The organism is Rhodococcus sp. D-46 (assembly GCF_011290655.1).
GTDB lineage: Bacteria > Actinomycetota > Actinomycetes > Mycobacteriales > Mycobacteriaceae > Rhodococcus_F > Rhodococcus_F qingshengii.
In genome coordinates this window covers 312,246-330,725 of sequence record NZ_JAANTF010000008.1, presented here as the reverse complement: position 1 = coordinate 330,725, position 18,480 = coordinate 312,246, and the positions used below count along the sequence as shown (strand labels likewise).

The window sequence follows — 18,480 nt, the reverse complement described above, 5'->3', positions numbered from 1 at the left end:
TTTCATGAGGAAAAAGGTCTGGGGAGCGATCGCAGTCGCGGTGGCTGCTGTAGCGGTGTTCGCATCGTCGCAGCAGTCGCTCGCGCTGTGGTCCGATTCGGCGAGCGCGAATGGCGGCACGGCAACTGCTGCCAGCGTCAACCTCACGGTTGGTACATCTGCCGGAACCAGTGCGGCGTACACCCTGGCGAACTTGACGACGGCCGCGACGCCCGTTGTCCCGGGAAACACGGTGCAAGCACCGCTCACCGTCAAGAATTCGGGGGCTGATCCTCTGCGGTGGCGAATGCAGTCGACGACCACGCCACTTCCGGGATTCACGTTGACCACGTACGGCGTCGACAACGAAGGCGCCTGCCCGACCGGCGTGAACACGGCAGCTCCTGCGGTTCCATCCCTGCTGTCAGCACCGATGACCGCGTCGCTGCAGCACCCGGTTTCACCGGCGTACATGCCGGATCCGCTCGTGCCTGGCGGCACCTACGTCTTGTGTCTGCGGCTCGCGGTGGACTCTGGTGCGGTCTCCGGTCAAACGAACAAGGCCACCTTCACGTTCCAGGCAGGTCCGGTATGACAAAACACTCGACCAAACGCGGTGAACGTACCGGCCCTCTGTGGTGGGTCACCTCGATTGTCAGCTGGACACTGCTGCTGGCAATTTCGGCAGTCATCGTCGCAACGATTGTCGTTCCCTTCTTTGCCGGAGCACAGCGCTTCACGATTCTGACCGGTTCGATGCGCCCGACGTACAACCCTGGATCACTGGTAGTGGTCAAACCTGTCGATCCGTCCGAACTGGGGATCGGTACACCTATTACGTACCAGCTGGAATCGGGTCAGCCGACCGTCGTCACGCACCGGATCATCGCCACAAGTGAAAACCAGAAGGGTGAAAGAACTTTCATCACCCAGGGCGATGCGAACGGTGAGCCTGACGAGAAGGAAGTGCGGCCGGTGCAGATCCGGGGAAAGGTCTGGTACAGCCTGCCTTATCTCGGTTACGTGAACACCTGGCTGACGGGAGAGCAGCGCACCGTGATCGTGGTGATCGTAGTGACCGCTCTACTGCTGTACGCGTCGTACATGATGATCAGCGGCATCCGTGACGGCCGGAAGGAGCGAACTCGCGCCCAATTGGCTACTGACCCTGCACCTTTCGAGCCCGCAGACAACGCCCAGATCGAGAAAGGCCAGCACGATGCCCTCGCGCCCTGACCGTCCGGCTCACCGGATTCGTCACCTGCTGACCAGCACGCGCTTTCGCGCGCTGCTCGCACTGGGGATGGTACTGGGCGTCGGCGGCGTGACCACGCTCGCCGCCTGGACGTCTTCCGCGACTGCGACTTCGGGAAACATCACGACCGGGTCGATCAATCTGCAGTTGAACAGCACCACCAATCCCGGCCTGACCACGACCCTGAATTTCAGCGAACTCGGCAAAACCGGGATGATTCCCGGCGATTCGAACACCGCTCTGATCAAGGTCAACAACCTGGGCACAGCGGCAACTGTCCCACTGAAGTACACGATCACGTCTACGAGTAGCGGTGCGTTGACGACTTCTCTACGAATGACGGTTTCCTCCAACGGAACTGTTGCCAACAAGTGCACTGACGGCGCCAACGTTGTGTCCTCGCTCGCGCTGACACTCACCGCGAATCAAGCCATCGGTAGCCCCGACCGCCCACTGGCGGTCGGGGCTACCGAGAATTTATGTGTCTCGGTGCAGCTTCCGACAACACCGACACCGCCGACGAACAGCACGTCGAACATCGTCCTGACCTTCACGGCAAAGGTGTGATGGCAATGGCTCGACACACGAAAAAACATGCAAAGGCCTCGATGCAGAACCGGGTACGGGAAGTCCTGCTCAGCCTGGGAGCCCTCGCAGGCTTGGTATCCATCATCATTTTCATCGCCGGTCTGGCTTTCGGTATCACCCCGCTGATCTTTCGGAGTGGATCGATGTCACCCACGATCGATACTGGTGCTCTCGCATTCGCGCGCACCGTGCCTGCTTCGGAAGTGCTGGTCGGTGACATCGTCAGCGTCTCCGACAGCCAAGGCACGCGCATCACCCATCGTGTGGAATCAATAGATCAGCAAGGCAACAACCTTGCCGTCGCACAACTGCGTGGTGACGCAAATCCGATCACAGATCCCGATCCCTACGTCATCACCGAAGCCGATCGCGTCTTCTTCAGCATCAACCGCCTCGGATACGTGGCAGTCTGGCTGTCCGGACCGAGTGGGCTTGTGCTTGGTGCGATTGCCGTCGGCGGGCTCCTGTACATCGCGTTCCGTCGACGTGAGGCTTCCGACGCGGAGGAACCTCAGCGGGATCGTCAGGACATACGCGGCGACTCCCATGCCCTCAAGGCCATCGTCGCCTTGGCTACGGTCGGTCTCACGGTGGTCGGTGTGTCCCAGATCGGTGGTACCAAGGCGGGGTACACCGACACAGCCGCGGCAACAAGCATTCAGTTCGGCACTGCTGCAACCTTTCCCACGTCGCCAAGCACAGCCAGTTGCGCGGTGAATTTTGCGCTCGTTGTTCCGGTCGCAGTAACGATCACTTGGCCCGCGACTGTCGGAAGCTCATACCGCCTCATCGCTCGCGACGCCAGCGGAAACCTTTTGGGGTCGAACGACTACACCGCAACGTCTACTACAGGCTCCATGAGATACGGCTCGGGCGGTACAACAGTCGCGTTCCCGCTCATAGTCGGCACCTACAACATCGAAATCCATGGACTGAGCGGCACGTCGGTCACGCCGTCGTACTCCGGCTACCAATTCAGCATTCTCGTCGGCCTGCTCTACTCGTGTGGCGGTCCGATCAGCGGGACATCTGCTCTCAGTCGATCGGCAGCGCCGGCACTGGCGGCAGACGCTCCGAGCACTCCTACTACGGCCGTCACTTCCACGACCGCCTCATCCACCACGCCCACCACGACATTGGCGCCGGCTGTGACAACCACCAGCACAACTGCACCGTCGACAACCACCAGCACAACTGCACCGTCGACAACCACCTCGTCACCGGCTACAACTACGGCGCCCCAGACGACGACCGCTACAACGACAACGACAACGACAACGGTGCCACCAACTACGACCACCCCGAGCGAGGTTCCCGTCGACGCCCCGGCGACCACGACCGGTCTCAGCGCCCAGAAGCTCTCGACTGCCAGCGGAACGGTTGTGTCCGTGTCGAATTCATCGGGCGCTGAGGTATATCGAGGTCCCGTTGACAGCGACGCTGTCCTGCATTGGCTCACCGGTACCGATCAGCTATACGTAATCACCCCTTCCGGAGTCACCGTCATCGACACGTCAACGGGAGTCTGGGCCGAATCTCCTACCCCGAGCGAACTTCCGGACGAAATCAAGGCACTGGTGCCGTGATGAAGAAGACGACGAAGGCTGCAATGGCAGTCGCCGCGGCCGGAGCTGTATTGCTCGGCGGCTCGGGCACATTGGCGAAGTGGACCGACAGTGCGACCCTGACAAGCGCCGCTGTCCAGTCCGGGACCCTGGATCTGGGAGCATGCGTGACCACGAACGGCGGGGGCTGGTATTCGCAGGTCTACGTCAACGCGCCCACCAATCCGAATCCACTCGTATATATCCCGGACATCACTACCTACCGGCTCAAGCCCGGATTCAACTACACGTATTTCTGCGATTCGAAGGTGATGGCCACCGGCCCACGTCTGAAAGCGAACGTGACAGTCGACAAGACCAAGTTGAGCGGCGGGCTCGCAGCCGCCAACATCGACCTTCGCACGTACGTCACGGATCAGAGCAACAATCTGCTGTACGACAGCACAGCACCGACGCCGAACCTCATCGCGGTCACGTCGGCCCTGAACAACACCAATCTGACGGCGCAGGTGTTGTTCACGATCTACCCCACCGACACGACAAGCTCAGGTCTCACACTGAATACGACGGCGTTGACGATCGACGTCAAACAACTGGGTCTCACGCCCGCACCGTAGAACGCCTTGCCGTCGGAAGTTCGAGGCAAGGCGCTCCAGCGATTCAGCCGAGTGCTCGCTTCAGATCAGCCAACAGATCAGCCGTGTCTTCGAGCCCGACGGACAGACGGACAACGCCGTCTGTAAGACCCACTGCTGCACGGCCTTCCGGCCCCATGGCCCGGTGCGTTGTCGTGGCGGGGTGAGTGATCAACGACTTGGAATCTCCCAAGTTGTTGGAGATGTCGATGACGCGCAGGCCGTTGAGAACCTCGAACGCCCGCTTCTTGCCCTCTCCGTCAGGCGCATCGAGCTCGAACGTGACAACCGTTCCGCCACCGCTCATCTGAGACTTCGCGAGCTCGTGCTGCGGATGCGACGTCAGGTACGGATACTTGACCCACTTGACGCCGGAGTGTCCTTCGAGGAATTCGGCGATCTCGAGTGCCGAAGCCACGGAGTGCCGAATACGAACCGGCATCGTCTCCAGGCCCTTGAGCAGAGTCCACGCATTGAACGGGCTGAGCGCAGGACCGGTGTGCCGCATCAGTTCTCGAACGGGACCGCTGATGTATTCCTCGGTACCGAGAATCGCGCCACCAAGCACGCGCCCCTGACCGTCGATGTGCTTGGTGCCGGAGTACACCACGACGTCGGCCCCCAGATCGAGGCTGCGCTGCAGAAGCGGCGTCGCGAAGACGTTGTCCAGCACTACCTTTGCACCGGCTGCATGAGCAAGCTCCGACACCCGTCGAACGTCGACGAGAGATTGCATCGGGTTGGACGGCGTCTCGAAGAACACTGCCGTGGTAGGCACGGACAGCGCCTCTTCCCACTGCGCGTTGTCCTCACCGTCGACGAAGACGACCTCGACTCCCCAGCGCGGAAGAATCTCGTTGCACACCACGAAGCAGGATCCGAAGAGACTGCGCGCAGCCACCAATCGGTCGCCGTTGGCCAACAGTGCGCCCAACGCCGTGAAGACTGCCGACATTCCGCTGGCAGTCGCAAAGCAGGCTTCTGCACCTTCGATGAGACGCAGACGCTCTTCGAACATCTTGACGGTCGGGTTGCCGTAGCGGGAGTAGACAAAATGATCCACCTCGCCGGTGAAGGCTTGTTCGGCGGCTTCTGCACTCTCGTAGACGAATCCGGAGTTGAGGAACAGCGCTTCGGAAGTCTCCTCGAACCCGGTACGCATCAGTCCGCCGCGAACACCGAGGGTGCCGAGACCGACGTCGTCCGGCAGCGCTCGTTGAAATGCGCCACCCTGGGGAATTCCGCTCACTGCTGCCTCCATGGCAAGCCGATGGCCCGCCAACCTACAAGTCCGCGATGTCCGTCGGCACCCAATGCGCCTTCGAACCCGTCGAGCACGTTGTACGACGGGCCGATGCCCGCCGCAGTCGCAGCTTCCGCCGCACCGATGGAACGTTGTCCGGATCGACACAGGAAAATCACCGGACGCTCCGACCCGGAGGAATCAGCAGTGATGCCGGCTTCCTTCAACTGGTCGACGAAGTTGTCATTGCGCGCGCCGGTCGGGTGGCTCACCCATTCGATCAGTGCAGCCTGCTTGCCGAGGGAGGACACATCGGGGACACCGACGTACTTCCACTCCGCATCGGTCCGCACGTCGACCAGCACGGCGTCGGGGTTTTCGCGGAGCAGCTCCCAGGCTTGCTCCGGCGTCAGATCGCCTGCGTAACTCACGTAGTCCATGTTTTCACAAGACTGCCGTGAGCGCCTGAGCGGGCCGTCAGTTGCAGACGACCCAACGGTTGCCGTCACGGGTCAGGGCCCAGGTCGAGACTCGCTCGCCCGCTCCGCCACCGGTGATCGTCACGTCGGCCCGGGCGCGATCGCCGTTGACCGCGACCCCGTCCACACCCTTCAGCTCGACCGTCCCGTCGACGCCGGCCATAGGACCGTTGCTCGAATTGAAGCTCGCGCAGGTCAGGGTCTTGATCGTCTCCGCGTCATTCCGATTCTCGGCATCGACGTAGTCGGTGACGGAGCGGCTCACGCGGTCCGACTCGGTGACGTTCTCCTCGGCCGGCGAGATCCACGATGCGACGAAGATTCCACCCAGGATCAAGGCGACGATGGCGACAGCCAAGAGGAACGGCCCCGCAGACGCCTTCTTGCCATCGATGTTGTCGGATTCGCGCAGCTCGTCACTCATAACGCCAATAGTCCCCCACAACTTGAAATTGTGGCCCGTCAAGGATCAGGCCCCTACCCCGGATACCCGAGACAACAGGAGAATGGGAGGAAAGAATAGGTTTACCCACAACCGATCGAGTGAGAGTGTGGATCCGTTCGGCCGCAACCGAGGCACTGTGCTTAGGTTCGGCTAAATTGGATACTTGTCGATATGTTGTCCGAACTTCGAAGAAGGTAGCTGTCCTCACGATGACTGACTCCAACCGCCCACTCCGGGTCGCGATCGTCGGCGCCGGCCCCGCCGGCATCTACGCCGCCGACGCCCTCATGAAATCCGACACCGCAGTTTCCGGCCGCGGCGTCAGCATCGACCTCTTCGAGCGCATGCCCGCGCCCTTCGGCCTGATTCGTTACGGCGTCGCGCCTGATCATCCGCGCATCAAGGGCATCATCACCGCCCTGCACAAGGTGCTCGACAAGCCTCAGGTACGCCTGCTCGGCAACATCGACTACGGCACCGACATCACCCTCGACGACCTGCAGTCGTTCTACGACGCGGTCATCTTCTCCACCGGCGCCAACGCCGACCGTGCGCTCGGCATCCCGGGCATCGAACTCGACGGCAGCTACGGCGCGGCCGACTTCGTCTCCTGGTACGACGGCCACCCCGACGTACCGCGTACGTGGCCGCTCGAAGCCGAGAAGGTCGCCGTCCTCGGCGTCGGCAACGTTGCCCTCGACATCGCCCGCGTTCTCGCCAAGACCGGCGACGAACTGCTGCCGACCGAGATCCCCGCCAACGTCTACGAGGGCCTCAAGAACAACAAGGCCGTCGAGGTTCACGTCTTCGGACGCCGCGGCCCGGCCCAGGCCAAGTTCACCCCTCTCGAACTGCGCGAACTCGACCACTCGCCGACCATCGAGGTCATCGTCGACCCCGAGGACATCGACTACGACGAGGGTTCCGAGCAGGCTCGCCGCAACTCCAAGCAGGTCGACATGGTTGCGAATACGCTGCAGGACTGGGCAATTCGCGACGTCGGAGCCCGTCCTCACAAGCTGTTCCTGCACTTCTTCGAATCTCCCACGGAGATCCTCGGTGAAGACGGCAAGGTCGTCGGCCTGCGCACCGAGCGCACTCAGCTCGACGGCACCGGCAACGTCAAGGGCACCGGCACGTACAAGGACTGGGATGTCCAGGCCGTGTACCGCGCCGTCGGTTACCTCTCGCAGAACATCACGCAGTTGCCGTTCGACGACCAGGCCGGCACCGTCCCCAACGACGCCGGACGCGTCGTCGCCGACGACAACGCCGAGGGCGCAGCCCGGTTCATGCCGGCCACCTACGTCACCGGCTGGATCAAGCGCGGCCCCGTCGGCCTCATCGGCCACACCAAGGGTGACGCCAACGAAACCGTCGCGAATCTTCTCGAGGACTCCGTCGACTTCGCGGGCGCCGCGAACCCCGACGAGAACGCCGTCATCGAGTTCCTCGAAGGCAAGCAGGTTCCGTACACGACCTGGCAGGGCTGGTACCGCCTCGACGCGCACGAGCGCAGCCTGGGCGAGCCGGAGGGCCGTGAGCGCATCAAGGTCGTCGAGCGTCACGACATGCTGAAGGCATCCGAGCCCGACCGCGCGAACTGAGTGCGCGGAAGTAACTGAACAGAAGCCCTCCACCGGCCCGACGCGACCCAGGTCACATCGGGCCGGTGGTGTGTGCAGGGACCCAGGGCAACAGGGCAAAATAGACCCCGTGTTTGACGCCCATGTGCATATCATCGACCCGCGCTTCCCGCTGGTCGAGAATCACGGGTACCTGCCTGAGCCCTTCACCGTGGCCGATTACCGGGCCCGGATTGCCTCGCTGAAGGGCCTCAGCGTTGACGGCGGCGCGGTGGTGACCGCGTCGTACCAGGGCAATGACCAGGAATACCTGAAAGCTGCCTTGTCCGAACTTGGCGAAGGCTGGGTGGGCGTCACTGCTTTGCCGCTCGATGCGACGGATGAAGACATCGTTGCTCTGGACGCACTGGGAGTACGTGCCGTCCGGTTCAACCTGCGCCGCGGCGCCACCGACCTGCGTCTGCTTGCCGATCTTGCCAACCGCGCATTCGATCTGGTCGGTTGGCACGCCGAGTTCTACGTCGATGCCACGCTGTTGCTGTCGTTGGAACCGGTCTTCGCCAAATTGCCCGCGGTGAGCATCGACCATTTGGGAATGTCCACCCGCGGACTGCCGTATCTCCTCAACCTCGTCGACCGCGGAGTGCGCGTCAAAGCCACCGGGTTCGGCCGCACCACCATCTCCGACGTCAGCGATGTGCTGCGCCAGATCCACGCGGTCAATCCCGCTGCGCTGATGTTCGGCACCGATCTACCCGGTACACGGGCACGTCGAGCGTTCGAGGTCCACGACCTGGACGTGATCGCCGACGCTGTCGGCGACGACCTGCCCGCGGTCATGTGCGACAACGCCCGCTCCTGGTACCGCTGCGCTCAGGTGAACGCAACGGCTCCCAGCCACAGCCCCGCCGCGATCAGCGCTCCGAACAGTTCCACCAGCATGGACAATCCGACTGCCTTCACCGCGTGAAGCGTCGACGACCAAGCGATGTCGTAACGGCGCAGCCGCGCTAGTTCCGCGAAATACGTTCCAACGATGAATCCGAGGAACAACCCCACGACCGGAATCACGAAGAACCCGATGATGCCGACGACGCCGCCGACCACAACCGACAGGTTGGGCACTCCCCCGGACTTCATCCGCTTGCCCGGCCACGTGTACTTCACGATCCCGGTGACCACCAGTGCCAGCGCGGACAGCGCGAACACCGTCCACGCCGTGGCACCACCGGTCATGATCGCCCACACCAGAATTGCACCGAAAACGAGAAGCGTCCCCGGGAGAATCGGAACGACGACACCGATCAGACCGACCAGGATGACCAGCCCGACGAGGACCTCGGCCGCTGGACTCATCCGACGGGACGCACCTTCGACGCAGCCTCGCGAGCACGGTCGCGTGCAGTAGGCACATCGGCGGCCGTCGACACTGCAACACCCATGCGACGACGCGTGAAGCTCTCCGGCTTGCCGAAGAGCCGCAGGTCCGTCTCGGGAACCGCGAGCGCCTCGGCGACGCCGTCGAATCCGATCCCCTTTGCCTCCACTCCGCCGTAGATCACTGCCGATGCTCCCGGAGACATGAGCGTCGTGTCGACCGGCAAGCCCAGGATCGCGCGGGCATGCAGTTCGAACTCCGAAAGTCGCTGCGTCCGCAGAGTCACCAATCCGGTGTCGTGCGGCCGTGGGCTCACTTCGGAGAAGAAGACGTCGTCGCCCTTCACGAATAGCTCGACGCCGAAGATGCCTCGCCCGCCCAGAGCCGTGGTCACCTTCTCGGCGACGTCTCGGGCCGAGGCGAGGGCAACCGCGGACATCTGCTGCGGCTGCCACGATTCGATGTAGTCTCCGGCCTCCTGCAGGTGCCCGATCGGTTCGCAGAACGACGTCTCGACCTGACCGCTCTCACCGACGGCTCGAACTGTCAATTGCGTTATCTCGTAATCGAAATCGACAAAGCCTTCGACGATCACCCGGCCGTGATTCACACGACCTCCGGCCATCGCGTAATCCCATGCGGCGTCGAGATCTTCGGCGGATCGAACCGTCGACTGTCCCTTCCCCGACGAGGACATGACTGGCTTGATGACGCACGGGAAACCGATTCGGTCTGTCGCTGCCTGCACTTCGGCAAGCGAGTCCGCGAAAGCGTACGGCGAAGTGGGCAGGCCCAACTCCTCGGCCGCGAGCCGACGGATTCCCTCACGGTTCATCGTGAGCTGGGTGGCTCGGGCGGTCGGAATGACCACCGCACCCCCGCGTTCTTCGACGAGTGCAAGCGCATCCGTCGCGATGGCCTCGATCTCGGGAACCACGAAGTGAGGCTTTTCCAACTCGATGACGGCAAGCAGTGCTTCCGGATCGGTCATGTCGACGGTATGAGCACGATGAGCCACCTGGTGCCCAGGGGCATCGGGATACCGATCCACCGCAATCACTTCGATCCCCAGACGCTGCAGCGCGATGACAACTTCCTTACCCAACTCGCCTGATCCCAACATCATCACGCGGATGGAGTTCTCGGTCAGTGGGGTTCCGAATCGGAGCGGAAGCGTCGGCAGGGGCGAAGGCGTCGAATCAAGCTGCATGGGTGCGACTATATGCCAATCCCGATGCAGGTCAGCGCGGTTATCGGCCGTCCACCACACCTTCGCGGCCAAATCCTCGCCGGATCGTTCGGGGTAGCGCAGGTTTGCGATAGGTGCGGGTGGCAGTGTCCGGCTCGGAATTCCGTTGCGGCACGGTGTCGTTGCCGACGCGGTGCACTTTCACGAGGTTGCGCCCAGCACGCTTGGCGTCGTACAGAGCCTCGTCTGCGACGCTCATAAGGGTCGACAGCGCCGGCGTCGCATGATCGACCCACGCGACGCCGACGCTGACGGTGCTCGTCACATCTGATTCGGCCGAGTACTCGACTTGCGCGCCGCGGACCGCCTCGGCGACATCGATTGCTCGCGCGTAGCTGCAGTCCGGAAGCAGAACGGCGAACTCCTCGCCGCCGAGCCTTCCGATCAGATCGCCGTCCGACAATCGGTCAGCGGCCCGCTCGGCGAAGTTCGCGAGAACGCTGTCACCGGTCATATGTCCATGCGTGTCGTTGATGCTCTTGAAGTGGTCCAGGTCGAGCATCAGCAGGCCGACCGGAGATTGTGTGCGAGCCGCGTCGGCAAGTTCCGCTTCCGCGTGGCCGAGGAACGCACCGCGCGAGAGGACCCCGGTCAGATGGTCGAATTCGACGGCAAGGAAGAGCTCACGCTCGGCAGCACGGCGTTCCTCGGTCGCACAGGCAACCGCTATCGGCCCCAACGCGATCAGCGTGACCGCTATGGATGTGATGACGTCCTCGTTCCACGTCGAGGCGGCTTGATCTCCGATGTCGAGTCGACCGCTACCCGCCATCATGAGTGACCACACCGACCAGACCACTGAAACGAAGGCAGTGCTCGGAACCGAGATGCGAGTGGCACACCAGAGGAGAGCTGGAATCGGCAAGACCAGCGCAATCGGCCCTTCGATACTGAGGGCGATCGGCACGCAGGCTGCAGTGGCGAGTAGCGGAACGCTCAGAGCGGCGACAGTTCTGGCGGTCAGTTTCCTGCGGAACTCGGCAAGGCTCGACGGGATGGTGAGAGTGAGAATGAGAGGAAGGACCAGCAGGTACGCCATGACCTCGGTGGCACCCCAGTGGAAAAACGTGTCGGCAAAGGACAGACCGCGTAGGAGCCGGTCCAAGGCGCCGGCCGTGGCCGCGGTACCAGTCGCCGCGACGAACGAGACGAAGACCATCCATACCAGCGACTGCGAATCGACCAATCGGAACGGTGTGCGCTTCAAGTAGTACAGAACGAGAACACCGAGCGTCACTCCGGCGAGGTTGGCCCCGTTCAGCTGCAGGGCAAGCGACAGCGAGTTGCCCGTAATCAGGTCAGCGCAGACGTATCCGACGGCCGCGGCGATCCACGTCCGCCATTCGATCAGGACCGGCCATCTGACCATCATTCCCAGCAGAATGGCGTTGGCGCACCAGAATGTCGCGAGCAAACCTGGTGGGCGCGTGAGGATGCCGATCAACGATGCCGCAAGTACGACGGCCAGCACTAGGAGAAGGCACAGAAAGCGACTCGTCCCTACCATGCGTCACCTCGCGGTCGGCTACCTCTGAATTCGGGAGCACCGGACGTCGCGGTGACCGTATGCCGATGTCGTCGAACCATCGTACGCAGGTGCTGCCACTCGCAGTTCTGTGTTCACATGCCAAAACGGCAGCTGCGACCATCTCCGCAAACGCGAGTGCCCTCCGGCCACGACAGTGGACAGAGGGCACCTGCATGCAATCCGATCGGCAGAGCCGAATGGACCTGCCGGAAGGGATGACTACTCGGCGGATCCGCTGGACAGACCCGAGAGTGAACCGGTGGACGAGCCCTCGCCCTTGCCGGACAGCGATTCGGTGGGAACGGACTTGAGGAAAGCTCCGAGCGCGGTGAGCAGGGGTCCGAGGGTGCTGAGTGATCCGAACATAGGAGGTTCTCCTGTATGTGAGGTGGTGTGATGTTCCAGCGCCATTCCGGCCGCAGGCGGTGGCCGAGATGGTTCGGGAACTTCTGCCGCACGGATGGCTGAACCGCCCCCCGAACAACATCCCGAGCTGTGATGTAGCGCACTTACTTGGCGCTGCCTGCATTTATAGACCGGCTTTCCACACTTGTCTAGCTACCTAATAGCTATCAATGCGGACTTTCGGTCACACCTTTACGGATAATTGCAGTTCAAAGCGCAAATTCACCCTCTAGAATGTCACATAATGTGATTTAGCTCACACCGAAATGCCGAAAAGTGTGACCCGCAGACAACTGCGAGCCACACTTTCGGACAAACTGGACTTACTTATCGGCCGCCGATCCCGTCCCAGGGGTGAGAGAGCCACCACCGAGTGCCGTGAACAGGTCCTTGAGCACCGGAATGAACGTCTTGACGACGCCGCTGAAGTCTTCGAATGAACCCATGTCGGGCCTCCTTTTGTCGGAATGCAGTTGAGATGAAGTGAGGACCGAGAACTACTCGGCGGCCGAACCGGCCGAACCCGAGCCGTCTGCCGATCCCGCGTTCAACTTGGTCACGAATGCAAGAACGCTCTTGAGGAAGGCGTCGAGATTCTGAATCGAGGTCATGCGACTACTCCTGTGTTGTTTCGGAAGATTTCTCGAGGTCGAACGTCAGGAGTTCGAGCTCGCGGTGTCCAGCCCCTGAAGGGTTTTGAGCATGTTGACCAGGGGCAGAAGCTGGAGAATGCCCCAGCCCATACCGTTGGCCTTGAGGAGGTTTCCGAGGGATCCCATATGTGACTCCTTGCATGAATATCTATGACGCGGCGCACGTTTTGTTCGCTGCACGTCTTTGTAGCCAAGCTAAATACGTACGTCCAGTTTGTTTCTGTCCAATCGAAAACGTGACACATTGGATGAATATGTAAACCTGCAGTTCAGGTGCTGTGACCTGAATCCAATCTCGAATTCGAGTGTGTTCGAGATCACAGTCAATTAGGACAAAAGGATGCAATCGTCAGAGTCGGTGCCAACCTCGACCGCGATCTGTCATACCGTGTGCGTGTGATCAATCGCGAACGAGTGGCAACCGAGGCAACTCACCGGGAACCGTCGTGCTAGCAAAACTCCTCAAGACGTACCTGCCGCCGTACCGCTGGTTGCTTGCCGGGGTCCTCGCACTGCAACTCTTCGGGGCCATCGCGTCGTTGGTCCTCCCCACACTCAACGCGCGGATCATCGACGACGGCGTCGCCCGAGGCGACACCGGATTCATCATGTCCACCGGCGGGATCATGCTCCTGGTCTCGCTTGCGTCGATCATCGCGTCGGTCGCATCGACCTATCTGGCTGCAAAATCGTCGATGGGCTTCGGCCACGACGTTCGAGGCGCCTTTTACAAGGCAGTCGGCAGTTTCTCGGATCGCGAATTCAACAGTTTCGGTGCGCCGACGCTGATCACACGCAACACCAACGACGTCCTGCAGATCCAGGCCCTGGTCATGCTGACGTCCTCGATGCTCGTCAGCGCCCCACTTATGTGCATCGGCGGCATCATCATGGCTCTGCGCGAGAACCTGCAGATGTCCTGGCTCCTGACGATTTCGGTACCACTGCTCGGCATCACCGTCTCGGTCGTGGTGGCCAAGCTGATCCCACATTTCCGGACGATGCAGACGCGGATCGACAACATCAATCGATCACTGCGCGAACAGCTCACCGGTATGCGTGTCATTCGCGCCTTCGTTCGCGAACCCGACGAAACGATCCGCTTCGACAAGGCCAACAAGGAACTGACCGACACTTCGCTCCTCATCGGCCGGTACCAGGCGGTTCTGCTGCCCACCGTCATGTTGATCGCCAACCTGTCGAGCGTGGCGGTCCTGTGGTTCGGCGCGCATCTGGTCGACACCGGAGACATGCAGATCGGACAGATCAGCGCCTTCCTCGCCTACGTCATGCAGATCCTGATGTCGGTGGTCATGGCGACCATGTTGGCCGTCGTGATCCCCCGCGCAGCCGTGTGCGCCGACCGCATCACCGAAGTACTCGACACCGAGCCGACCGTGCCCGCGCCGGCCCAGCCCCTTCGCCCGACCAGCCCATACGGCGTGGTCGAGTTCGGTGGAGCCGGATTCACGTATCCGGGAGCAGAAACGCCGGTTCTGTCGAATGTTTCGATGCGATGCATGCCAGGCACGGTCACCGCGATCGTGGGCAGTACGGGCAGTGGCAAATCGACCCTCGTCTCACTCATCCCCCGGCTCTTCGACGTCACAGCCGGCGCCGTCCTGGTCGACGGCTTGGACGTCCGTGGCTGGGATCAGGACGAACTCTTCGCCAACTTCGGATACGTGCCCCAGAAGGCCTATCTGTTCGCCGGCACGATCGCGAGCAATATCCGCTACGGAAACCCGACCGCCACCGACGACGACATCTGGGCAGCCCTCACCATCGCCCAGGCAGACGACTTCGTCCGGGAACTCTCCGACGGTCTCGAGTCACCGATCGCGCAGGGCGGCGGCAATCTCTCGGGCGGACAGAAACAACGTCTCGCCATCGCCAGAGCGGTGGTCCGCAGACCCCGGATCTTCGTCTTCGACGATTCGTTCTCCGCTCTCGACATGCATACGGACGCCGCGGTCCGACGCGAACTCCGGACGGTTTCGACTCATTCGACGGTCATCATCGTGGCTCAGCGCGTCGCGTCGATCATCGATGCCGACCAGATCATGGTCCTCGAAGACGGTGCGCCGGTCGGCCTCGGCGACCATCAGTTCCTTCTGGCCAACTGTCCGACGTACCAAGAGATCGTGGCTTCCCAGATTCCCGCGGAGATGAGCGCATGACCAGCCCGCAGGACCCGACATGGGGCGGCCCCAACAGCCAGTACTTCGACGATGCCCCGACGGTGGTGTTCGCCAAGATCCCGAGCGAACCTGAATCCGCGGACGGGGATGCGAAGTCGAGTAACCCCGAGACCCCCGACAAAGAGCCGAAGCCCGCGCTGACCGCGACGGACACCAAACCTCGCCACTTCAAGGCGACGATGAAGCGGCTTCTCTCGCTTCTGCAGCCGCACAAGTTTGCAGTCTTCTGTGTCGTCGTTGCGACGATCGCCAGCATCGCGCTGTCGGTCGCAGTGCCGAAAATCCTCGGTCACGCGACAGACCTCATCTTCGCCGGGTTCATCGGCAAGAGCCTGCCCGCCGGACTGACCCGCGAGCAGGCCGCAGACGCCATCCGGGCATCAGGGAATTCGACGTTCGCCGATCTTGTCGCCAACTCGACCGACGTCGTTCCCGGTGTGGGTCTGAACTTCGACGCCATCGGCAAAGTCGTCATGCTCGCGATCGGCGTGTACTTGCTCTCGTCGCTGCTTGCCTGGTTGGAAGCATTCCTCCTCAACATCATCGTCCAGAAGACCATCTACAACCTGCGTGCCTCGGTGGAGGCGAAGCTTCACCGTCTCCCCCTTCCGTATTTCGACAAGACACCGCGCGGCGAGATCCTCAGCCGCGTCACCAACGACATCGACAACATCTCGTCGACGCTGTCGTCGACGTTGACCTCGCTCCTGACGTCGGTGCTCACCGTCCTCGGCGTCCTGACGATGATGTTCGTCATCTCTCCGATGCTCGCCCTGATCGCACTGATCGCGGTGCCGGTATCGGTGCTCCTCGTTGCCAGGGTCGCCAAGCGAGCACAGGTGTTGTACAAGGCTCAGTGGACCGAGACGGGCAAGATCAACGCGCAGATCGAGGAGAACTACAGCGGTCGCGACCTGGTACGCGTGTACGGGCATCAGGCCGAAGCCGAGCGTGAATTCGCCGAGCAGAACAAGAAGCTCCTCGACGCGTCCTTCGGCGCACAGTTCCTCTCCAGCCTGATCATGCCGGTCATGAACTTCGTCGGAAACATCACCTACGTGCTGCTCGCTGTGGTCGGCGCTCTCAAGGTCGCCAGCGGCAACATGTCACTCGGTGACGTTCAGGCCTTCATCGTCTATTCGCGCCAGTTCAGCCAGCCACTGACGCAGATCGCGTCCATGTCGACCAGCCTGCAGTCCGGAGCCGCGTCGGCGGAGCGGGTCTTCGAGCTTCTCGACGAACCCGAGCAGTCGCCCGACATCGACGTGCCGCTCCTCCCCGAGCCCGCCGGACGTCATCGCAACGTCGGTCACATCGAGTTCGAGAACGTCTCGTTCCGGTACGAGCCGGACAAGCCGTTGATCGAGAACGTGTACCTCACGGCCCGGCCCGGGCAGATGGTCGCCATCGTCGGGCCCACCGGTGCCGGCAAGACCACCTTGGTCAACCTGCTCATGCGCTTCTACGAAGTCGACTCCGGCCGAATCACTCTCGACGACGTCGACATCTCGCAGATGCGCCGCTCCGACTTGCGCAAGCACGTCGGCATGGTTCTGCAGGACACCTGGCTCTTCGGCGGCACGATCCGCGACAACATCGCATACGGCCGACTCGACGCCAGCGAATACGAGATTCACGAAGCCGCACGCGCTGCCTTCGTCGACCGCTTCATCCACACCCTCCCGGACGGGTACGACACCGTGCTGGACGAGGAGGCGTCGAACATCAGCTCCGGCGAGAAGCAGCTCATCACGATCGCTCGTGCATTCCTGTCGGAGCCGTCGCTGCTGATTCTCGACGAGGCGACGAGCTCGGTCGACACACGTACGGAACAGCTTGTGCAGCAAGCAATGTCCGCGTTGCGCGTCGGGCGGACCAGCTTCATCATCGCGCACCGGCTTTCGACCATCCGTAACGCCGATCTGATCGTCGTGATGGAGGCGGGCAAGATCGTCGAGCAGGGCACACACGACGAACTCATCGCAGCGGCGGGCGCGTACTTCCGTCTCTACAACGCTCAGTTCGAGGGTGCCGCCGTCTAGTGATCGGCGCCTCCCTCGGTGGACACAGTGCCCCGGAGCACACCTGATCGATTCGACACGTTACCGTCGGGTCAGAAGTGTTGTCACCGTCTGAATTGGGAGTGCGTGTGTCTGCAGAAGCTGTGGAGAAGAAGGGCCCGCTCGCGGGCATTCGGATCGTGGAATTCGCTGGATTGGGACCGGGCCCGCACGCCGCGACACTGTTGGCGGACATGGGCGCCGACATCGTCATCGTGCAGCGCGCAGGGCAGATTCCGCAGGACTCGAACGCAACCGACCAGATCAAGCGCGGCCGCCGCATCGTCGAGGCCAACCTGAAGGACCCGGCCGACGTCGCGAAAGTGCTCGATCTCCTGGGCCGCGCCGACGTCCTCATCGAGGGTTTCCGCCCCGGCGTCATGGAACGCATGGGACTCGGACCCGACGTGGTCTCGGAGCGCAATCCGCGCCTCGTCTACGCCCGTATGACGGGCTGGGGACAGGAAGGACCGCTCGCCAACGCCGCCGGTCACGATATCAACTACATCTCACTGACCGGTGTCCTCAACGCCATCGGACGCAAGGGTGAACGTCCCGTGCCGCCGCTCAACATGGTCGGCGATTTCGGCGGCGGTTCCATGTTCCTGATCTTCGGCATTCTGTCGGCTCTCGTCGAGCGCTCGACGTCCGGTAAGGGCCAGGTCGTCGACGCGGCAATGGTCGACGGAACCCTCGCGCTCTCCCACATGATGTGGGCATTCCGCGGTCGCGGCGTCTGGTCCGACGAGCGCGGCGTCAATCTCCTCGACACCGGCGCTCCGTTCTACGACACCTACGAGACCTCCGACGGCAAGTACATGGCCGTCGGATCCATCGAACCGCAGTTCTACGCATTGCTGCTCGAGGGCCTCGAACTCGATCCCGCGACGCTCCCTCACCAGATGGACACGTCCAAGTGGGACGACATGAAGAAGCTCTTCACCGAAAAGTTCCTGTCCAAGACTCGCGACGAGTGGGCCAAGATCTTCCTCGGCACCGACGCCTGCGTCTCCCCTGTCCTGACTTTCGCCGAGGCTCCGTCCAACGAACACATCGCGGCTCGCGGTTCGCTCATCGAACTGGACGGCGTCACCCAGCATGCTCCCGCACCGCGCTTCTCGCGCACGCCCACCACGACGCCTGCTGCGCCGGCGCGTGAGGCGACGGATATCGATACGGTCTGGACCTAGGGCCTTCGGCCCCTGTGCGCCTTTTTGGTAGTTACTGCAAC

19 protein-coding genes are annotated in these 18,480 nt (G+C 62.2%); 10 read left to right on the top strand and 9 right to left on the bottom strand.

What is annotated here, in order from left to right:
* Positions 1–4: 4 nt before the first annotated feature.
* Genes G9U53_RS22460 through G9U53_RS22440 form a run of 5 tightly spaced genes read left to right on the top strand, consistent with a single transcriptional unit; the run spans position 5 to position 4,004 of the window.
* Complete coding sequence (locus tag G9U53_RS22460; protein WP_070160733.1) at positions 5–574, top strand: hypothetical protein; 570 nt, start codon at positions 5–7, stop codon at positions 572–574.
* The gene (locus tag G9U53_RS22455; protein ID WP_165639213.1) at positions 571–1,215 is read left to right on the top strand and encodes a signal peptidase I; all 645 of its coding nucleotides are present in this window, start codon (positions 571–573) and stop codon (positions 1,213–1,215) included. Before G9U53_RS22460 ends, G9U53_RS22455 begins: the two co-directional genes overlap by 4 nt.
* Positions 1,199–1,801, top strand: a complete 603-nt coding sequence (locus G9U53_RS22450; RefSeq protein WP_165639212.1) for a SipW-dependent-type signal peptide-containing protein — start codon at positions 1,199–1,201, stop codon at positions 1,799–1,801. The genes G9U53_RS22455 and G9U53_RS22450 overlap by 17 nt, the downstream gene beginning before the upstream one ends.
* A 41-nt stretch (positions 1,802–1,842) precedes the next feature.
* Positions 1,843–3,408, top strand: coding sequence for a hypothetical protein (locus G9U53_RS22445; RefSeq protein ID WP_207624491.1), 1,566 nt, complete (start codon positions 1,843–1,845; stop codon positions 3,406–3,408).
* Positions 3,408–4,004 (top strand): alternate-type signal peptide domain-containing protein, encoded by a 597-nt coding sequence (locus tag G9U53_RS22440; RefSeq protein ID WP_054782213.1) that lies wholly within the window; start codon positions 3,408–3,410, stop codon positions 4,002–4,004. The genes G9U53_RS22445 and G9U53_RS22440 overlap by 1 nt, the downstream gene beginning before the upstream one ends.
* A 43-nt stretch (positions 4,005–4,047) precedes the next feature.
* On the opposite strand, the gene G9U53_RS22435 is transcribed toward G9U53_RS22440, so the two are convergent.
* Genes G9U53_RS22435 through G9U53_RS22425 form a run of 3 tightly spaced genes read right to left on the bottom strand, consistent with a single transcriptional unit; the run spans position 4,048 to position 6,168 of the window.
* Complete coding sequence (locus G9U53_RS22435; protein WP_172403504.1) at positions 4,048–5,271, bottom strand: O-succinylhomoserine sulfhydrylase; 1,224 nt, start codon at positions 5,269–5,271, stop codon at positions 4,048–4,050.
* On the bottom strand, positions 5,268–5,696 hold the full coding sequence (locus G9U53_RS22430; RefSeq protein ID WP_007726822.1) for a rhodanese-like domain-containing protein: 429 nt from the start codon (positions 5,694–5,696) through the stop codon (positions 5,268–5,270). The genes G9U53_RS22435 and G9U53_RS22430 overlap by 4 nt, the downstream gene beginning before the upstream one ends.
* A 46-nt stretch (positions 5,697–5,742) precedes the next feature.
* Positions 5,743–6,168, bottom strand: a complete 426-nt coding sequence (locus tag G9U53_RS22425) for a hypothetical protein (protein ID WP_007726820.1) — start codon at positions 6,166–6,168, stop codon at positions 5,743–5,745.
* 230 nt (positions 6,169–6,398) lie between these two features.
* Between G9U53_RS22425 and G9U53_RS22420 the strand changes: the two genes are divergently transcribed.
* Positions 6,399–7,796 carry an FAD-dependent oxidoreductase gene (locus tag G9U53_RS22420; RefSeq protein WP_003944405.1) on the top strand — a complete coding sequence of 466 codons (1,398 nt, stop codon included), beginning with the start codon at positions 6,399–6,401 and terminating at the stop codon, positions 7,794–7,796.
* Between the two features lie 109 nt (positions 7,797–7,905).
* The gene (locus G9U53_RS22415; protein WP_223304639.1) at positions 7,906–8,745 is read left to right on the top strand and encodes an amidohydrolase family protein; all 840 of its coding nucleotides are present in this window, start codon (positions 7,906–7,908) and stop codon (positions 8,743–8,745) included.
* Here the strand turns inward: G9U53_RS22415 and G9U53_RS22410 are convergent.
* The 6 genes from G9U53_RS22410 to G9U53_RS34005 form a co-directional block, all read right to left on the bottom strand.
* Positions 8,649–9,131 carry a DUF456 domain-containing protein gene (locus G9U53_RS22410; RefSeq protein WP_042924222.1) on the bottom strand — a complete coding sequence of 161 codons (483 nt, stop codon included), beginning with the start codon at positions 9,129–9,131 and terminating at the stop codon, positions 8,649–8,651. The genes G9U53_RS22415 and G9U53_RS22410 overlap by 97 nt on opposite strands.
* A complete protein-coding gene (gene purT / locus G9U53_RS22405; RefSeq protein ID WP_165639210.1) occupies positions 9,128–10,363 on the bottom strand; it encodes a formate-dependent phosphoribosylglycinamide formyltransferase in 1,236 nt (411 codons plus the stop codon). Before purT ends, G9U53_RS22410 begins: the two co-directional genes overlap by 4 nt.
* Before the next feature lie 40 nt (positions 10,364–10,403).
* Entirely contained in the window at positions 10,404–11,909 is a 1,506-nt protein-coding gene (locus G9U53_RS22400) for a GGDEF domain-containing protein (RefSeq protein WP_207624490.1), read from the bottom strand.
* Between the two features lie 240 nt (positions 11,910–12,149).
* Positions 12,150–12,296, bottom strand: coding sequence for a hypothetical protein (locus G9U53_RS22395; protein WP_007726811.1), 147 nt, complete (start codon positions 12,294–12,296; stop codon positions 12,150–12,152).
* Positions 12,297–12,658: 362 nt separating this feature from the next.
* The gene (locus G9U53_RS34010; protein ID WP_019749478.1) at positions 12,659–12,781 is read right to left on the bottom strand and encodes a hypothetical protein; all 123 of its coding nucleotides are present in this window, start codon (positions 12,779–12,781) and stop codon (positions 12,659–12,661) included.
* A 210-nt stretch (positions 12,782–12,991) separates the two neighbouring features.
* A complete protein-coding gene (locus G9U53_RS34005) occupies positions 12,992–13,114 on the bottom strand; it encodes a hypothetical protein (protein WP_003944443.1) in 123 nt (40 codons plus the stop codon).
* A gap of 320 nt (positions 13,115–13,434) precedes the next feature.
* Here G9U53_RS34005 and G9U53_RS22390 point away from each other — a divergent pair, with 320 nt between their 5' ends.
* From G9U53_RS22390 to G9U53_RS22380, 3 genes are all read left to right on the top strand, one after another.
* Complete coding sequence (locus G9U53_RS22390; RefSeq protein ID WP_021333951.1) at positions 13,435–15,168, top strand: ABC transporter ATP-binding protein; 1,734 nt, start codon at positions 13,435–13,437, stop codon at positions 15,166–15,168.
* A complete protein-coding gene (locus tag G9U53_RS22385; RefSeq protein ID WP_003944426.1) occupies positions 15,165–17,231 on the top strand; it encodes an ABC transporter ATP-binding protein in 2,067 nt (688 codons plus the stop codon). Before G9U53_RS22390 ends, G9U53_RS22385 begins: the two co-directional genes overlap by 4 nt.
* 107 nt (positions 17,232–17,338) lie before the next feature.
* Complete coding sequence (locus tag G9U53_RS22380; RefSeq protein ID WP_042924245.1) at positions 17,339–18,439, top strand: CaiB/BaiF CoA-transferase family protein; 1,101 nt, start codon at positions 17,339–17,341, stop codon at positions 18,437–18,439.
* The last annotated feature ends 41 nt before the right edge of the window (positions 18,440–18,480 follow it).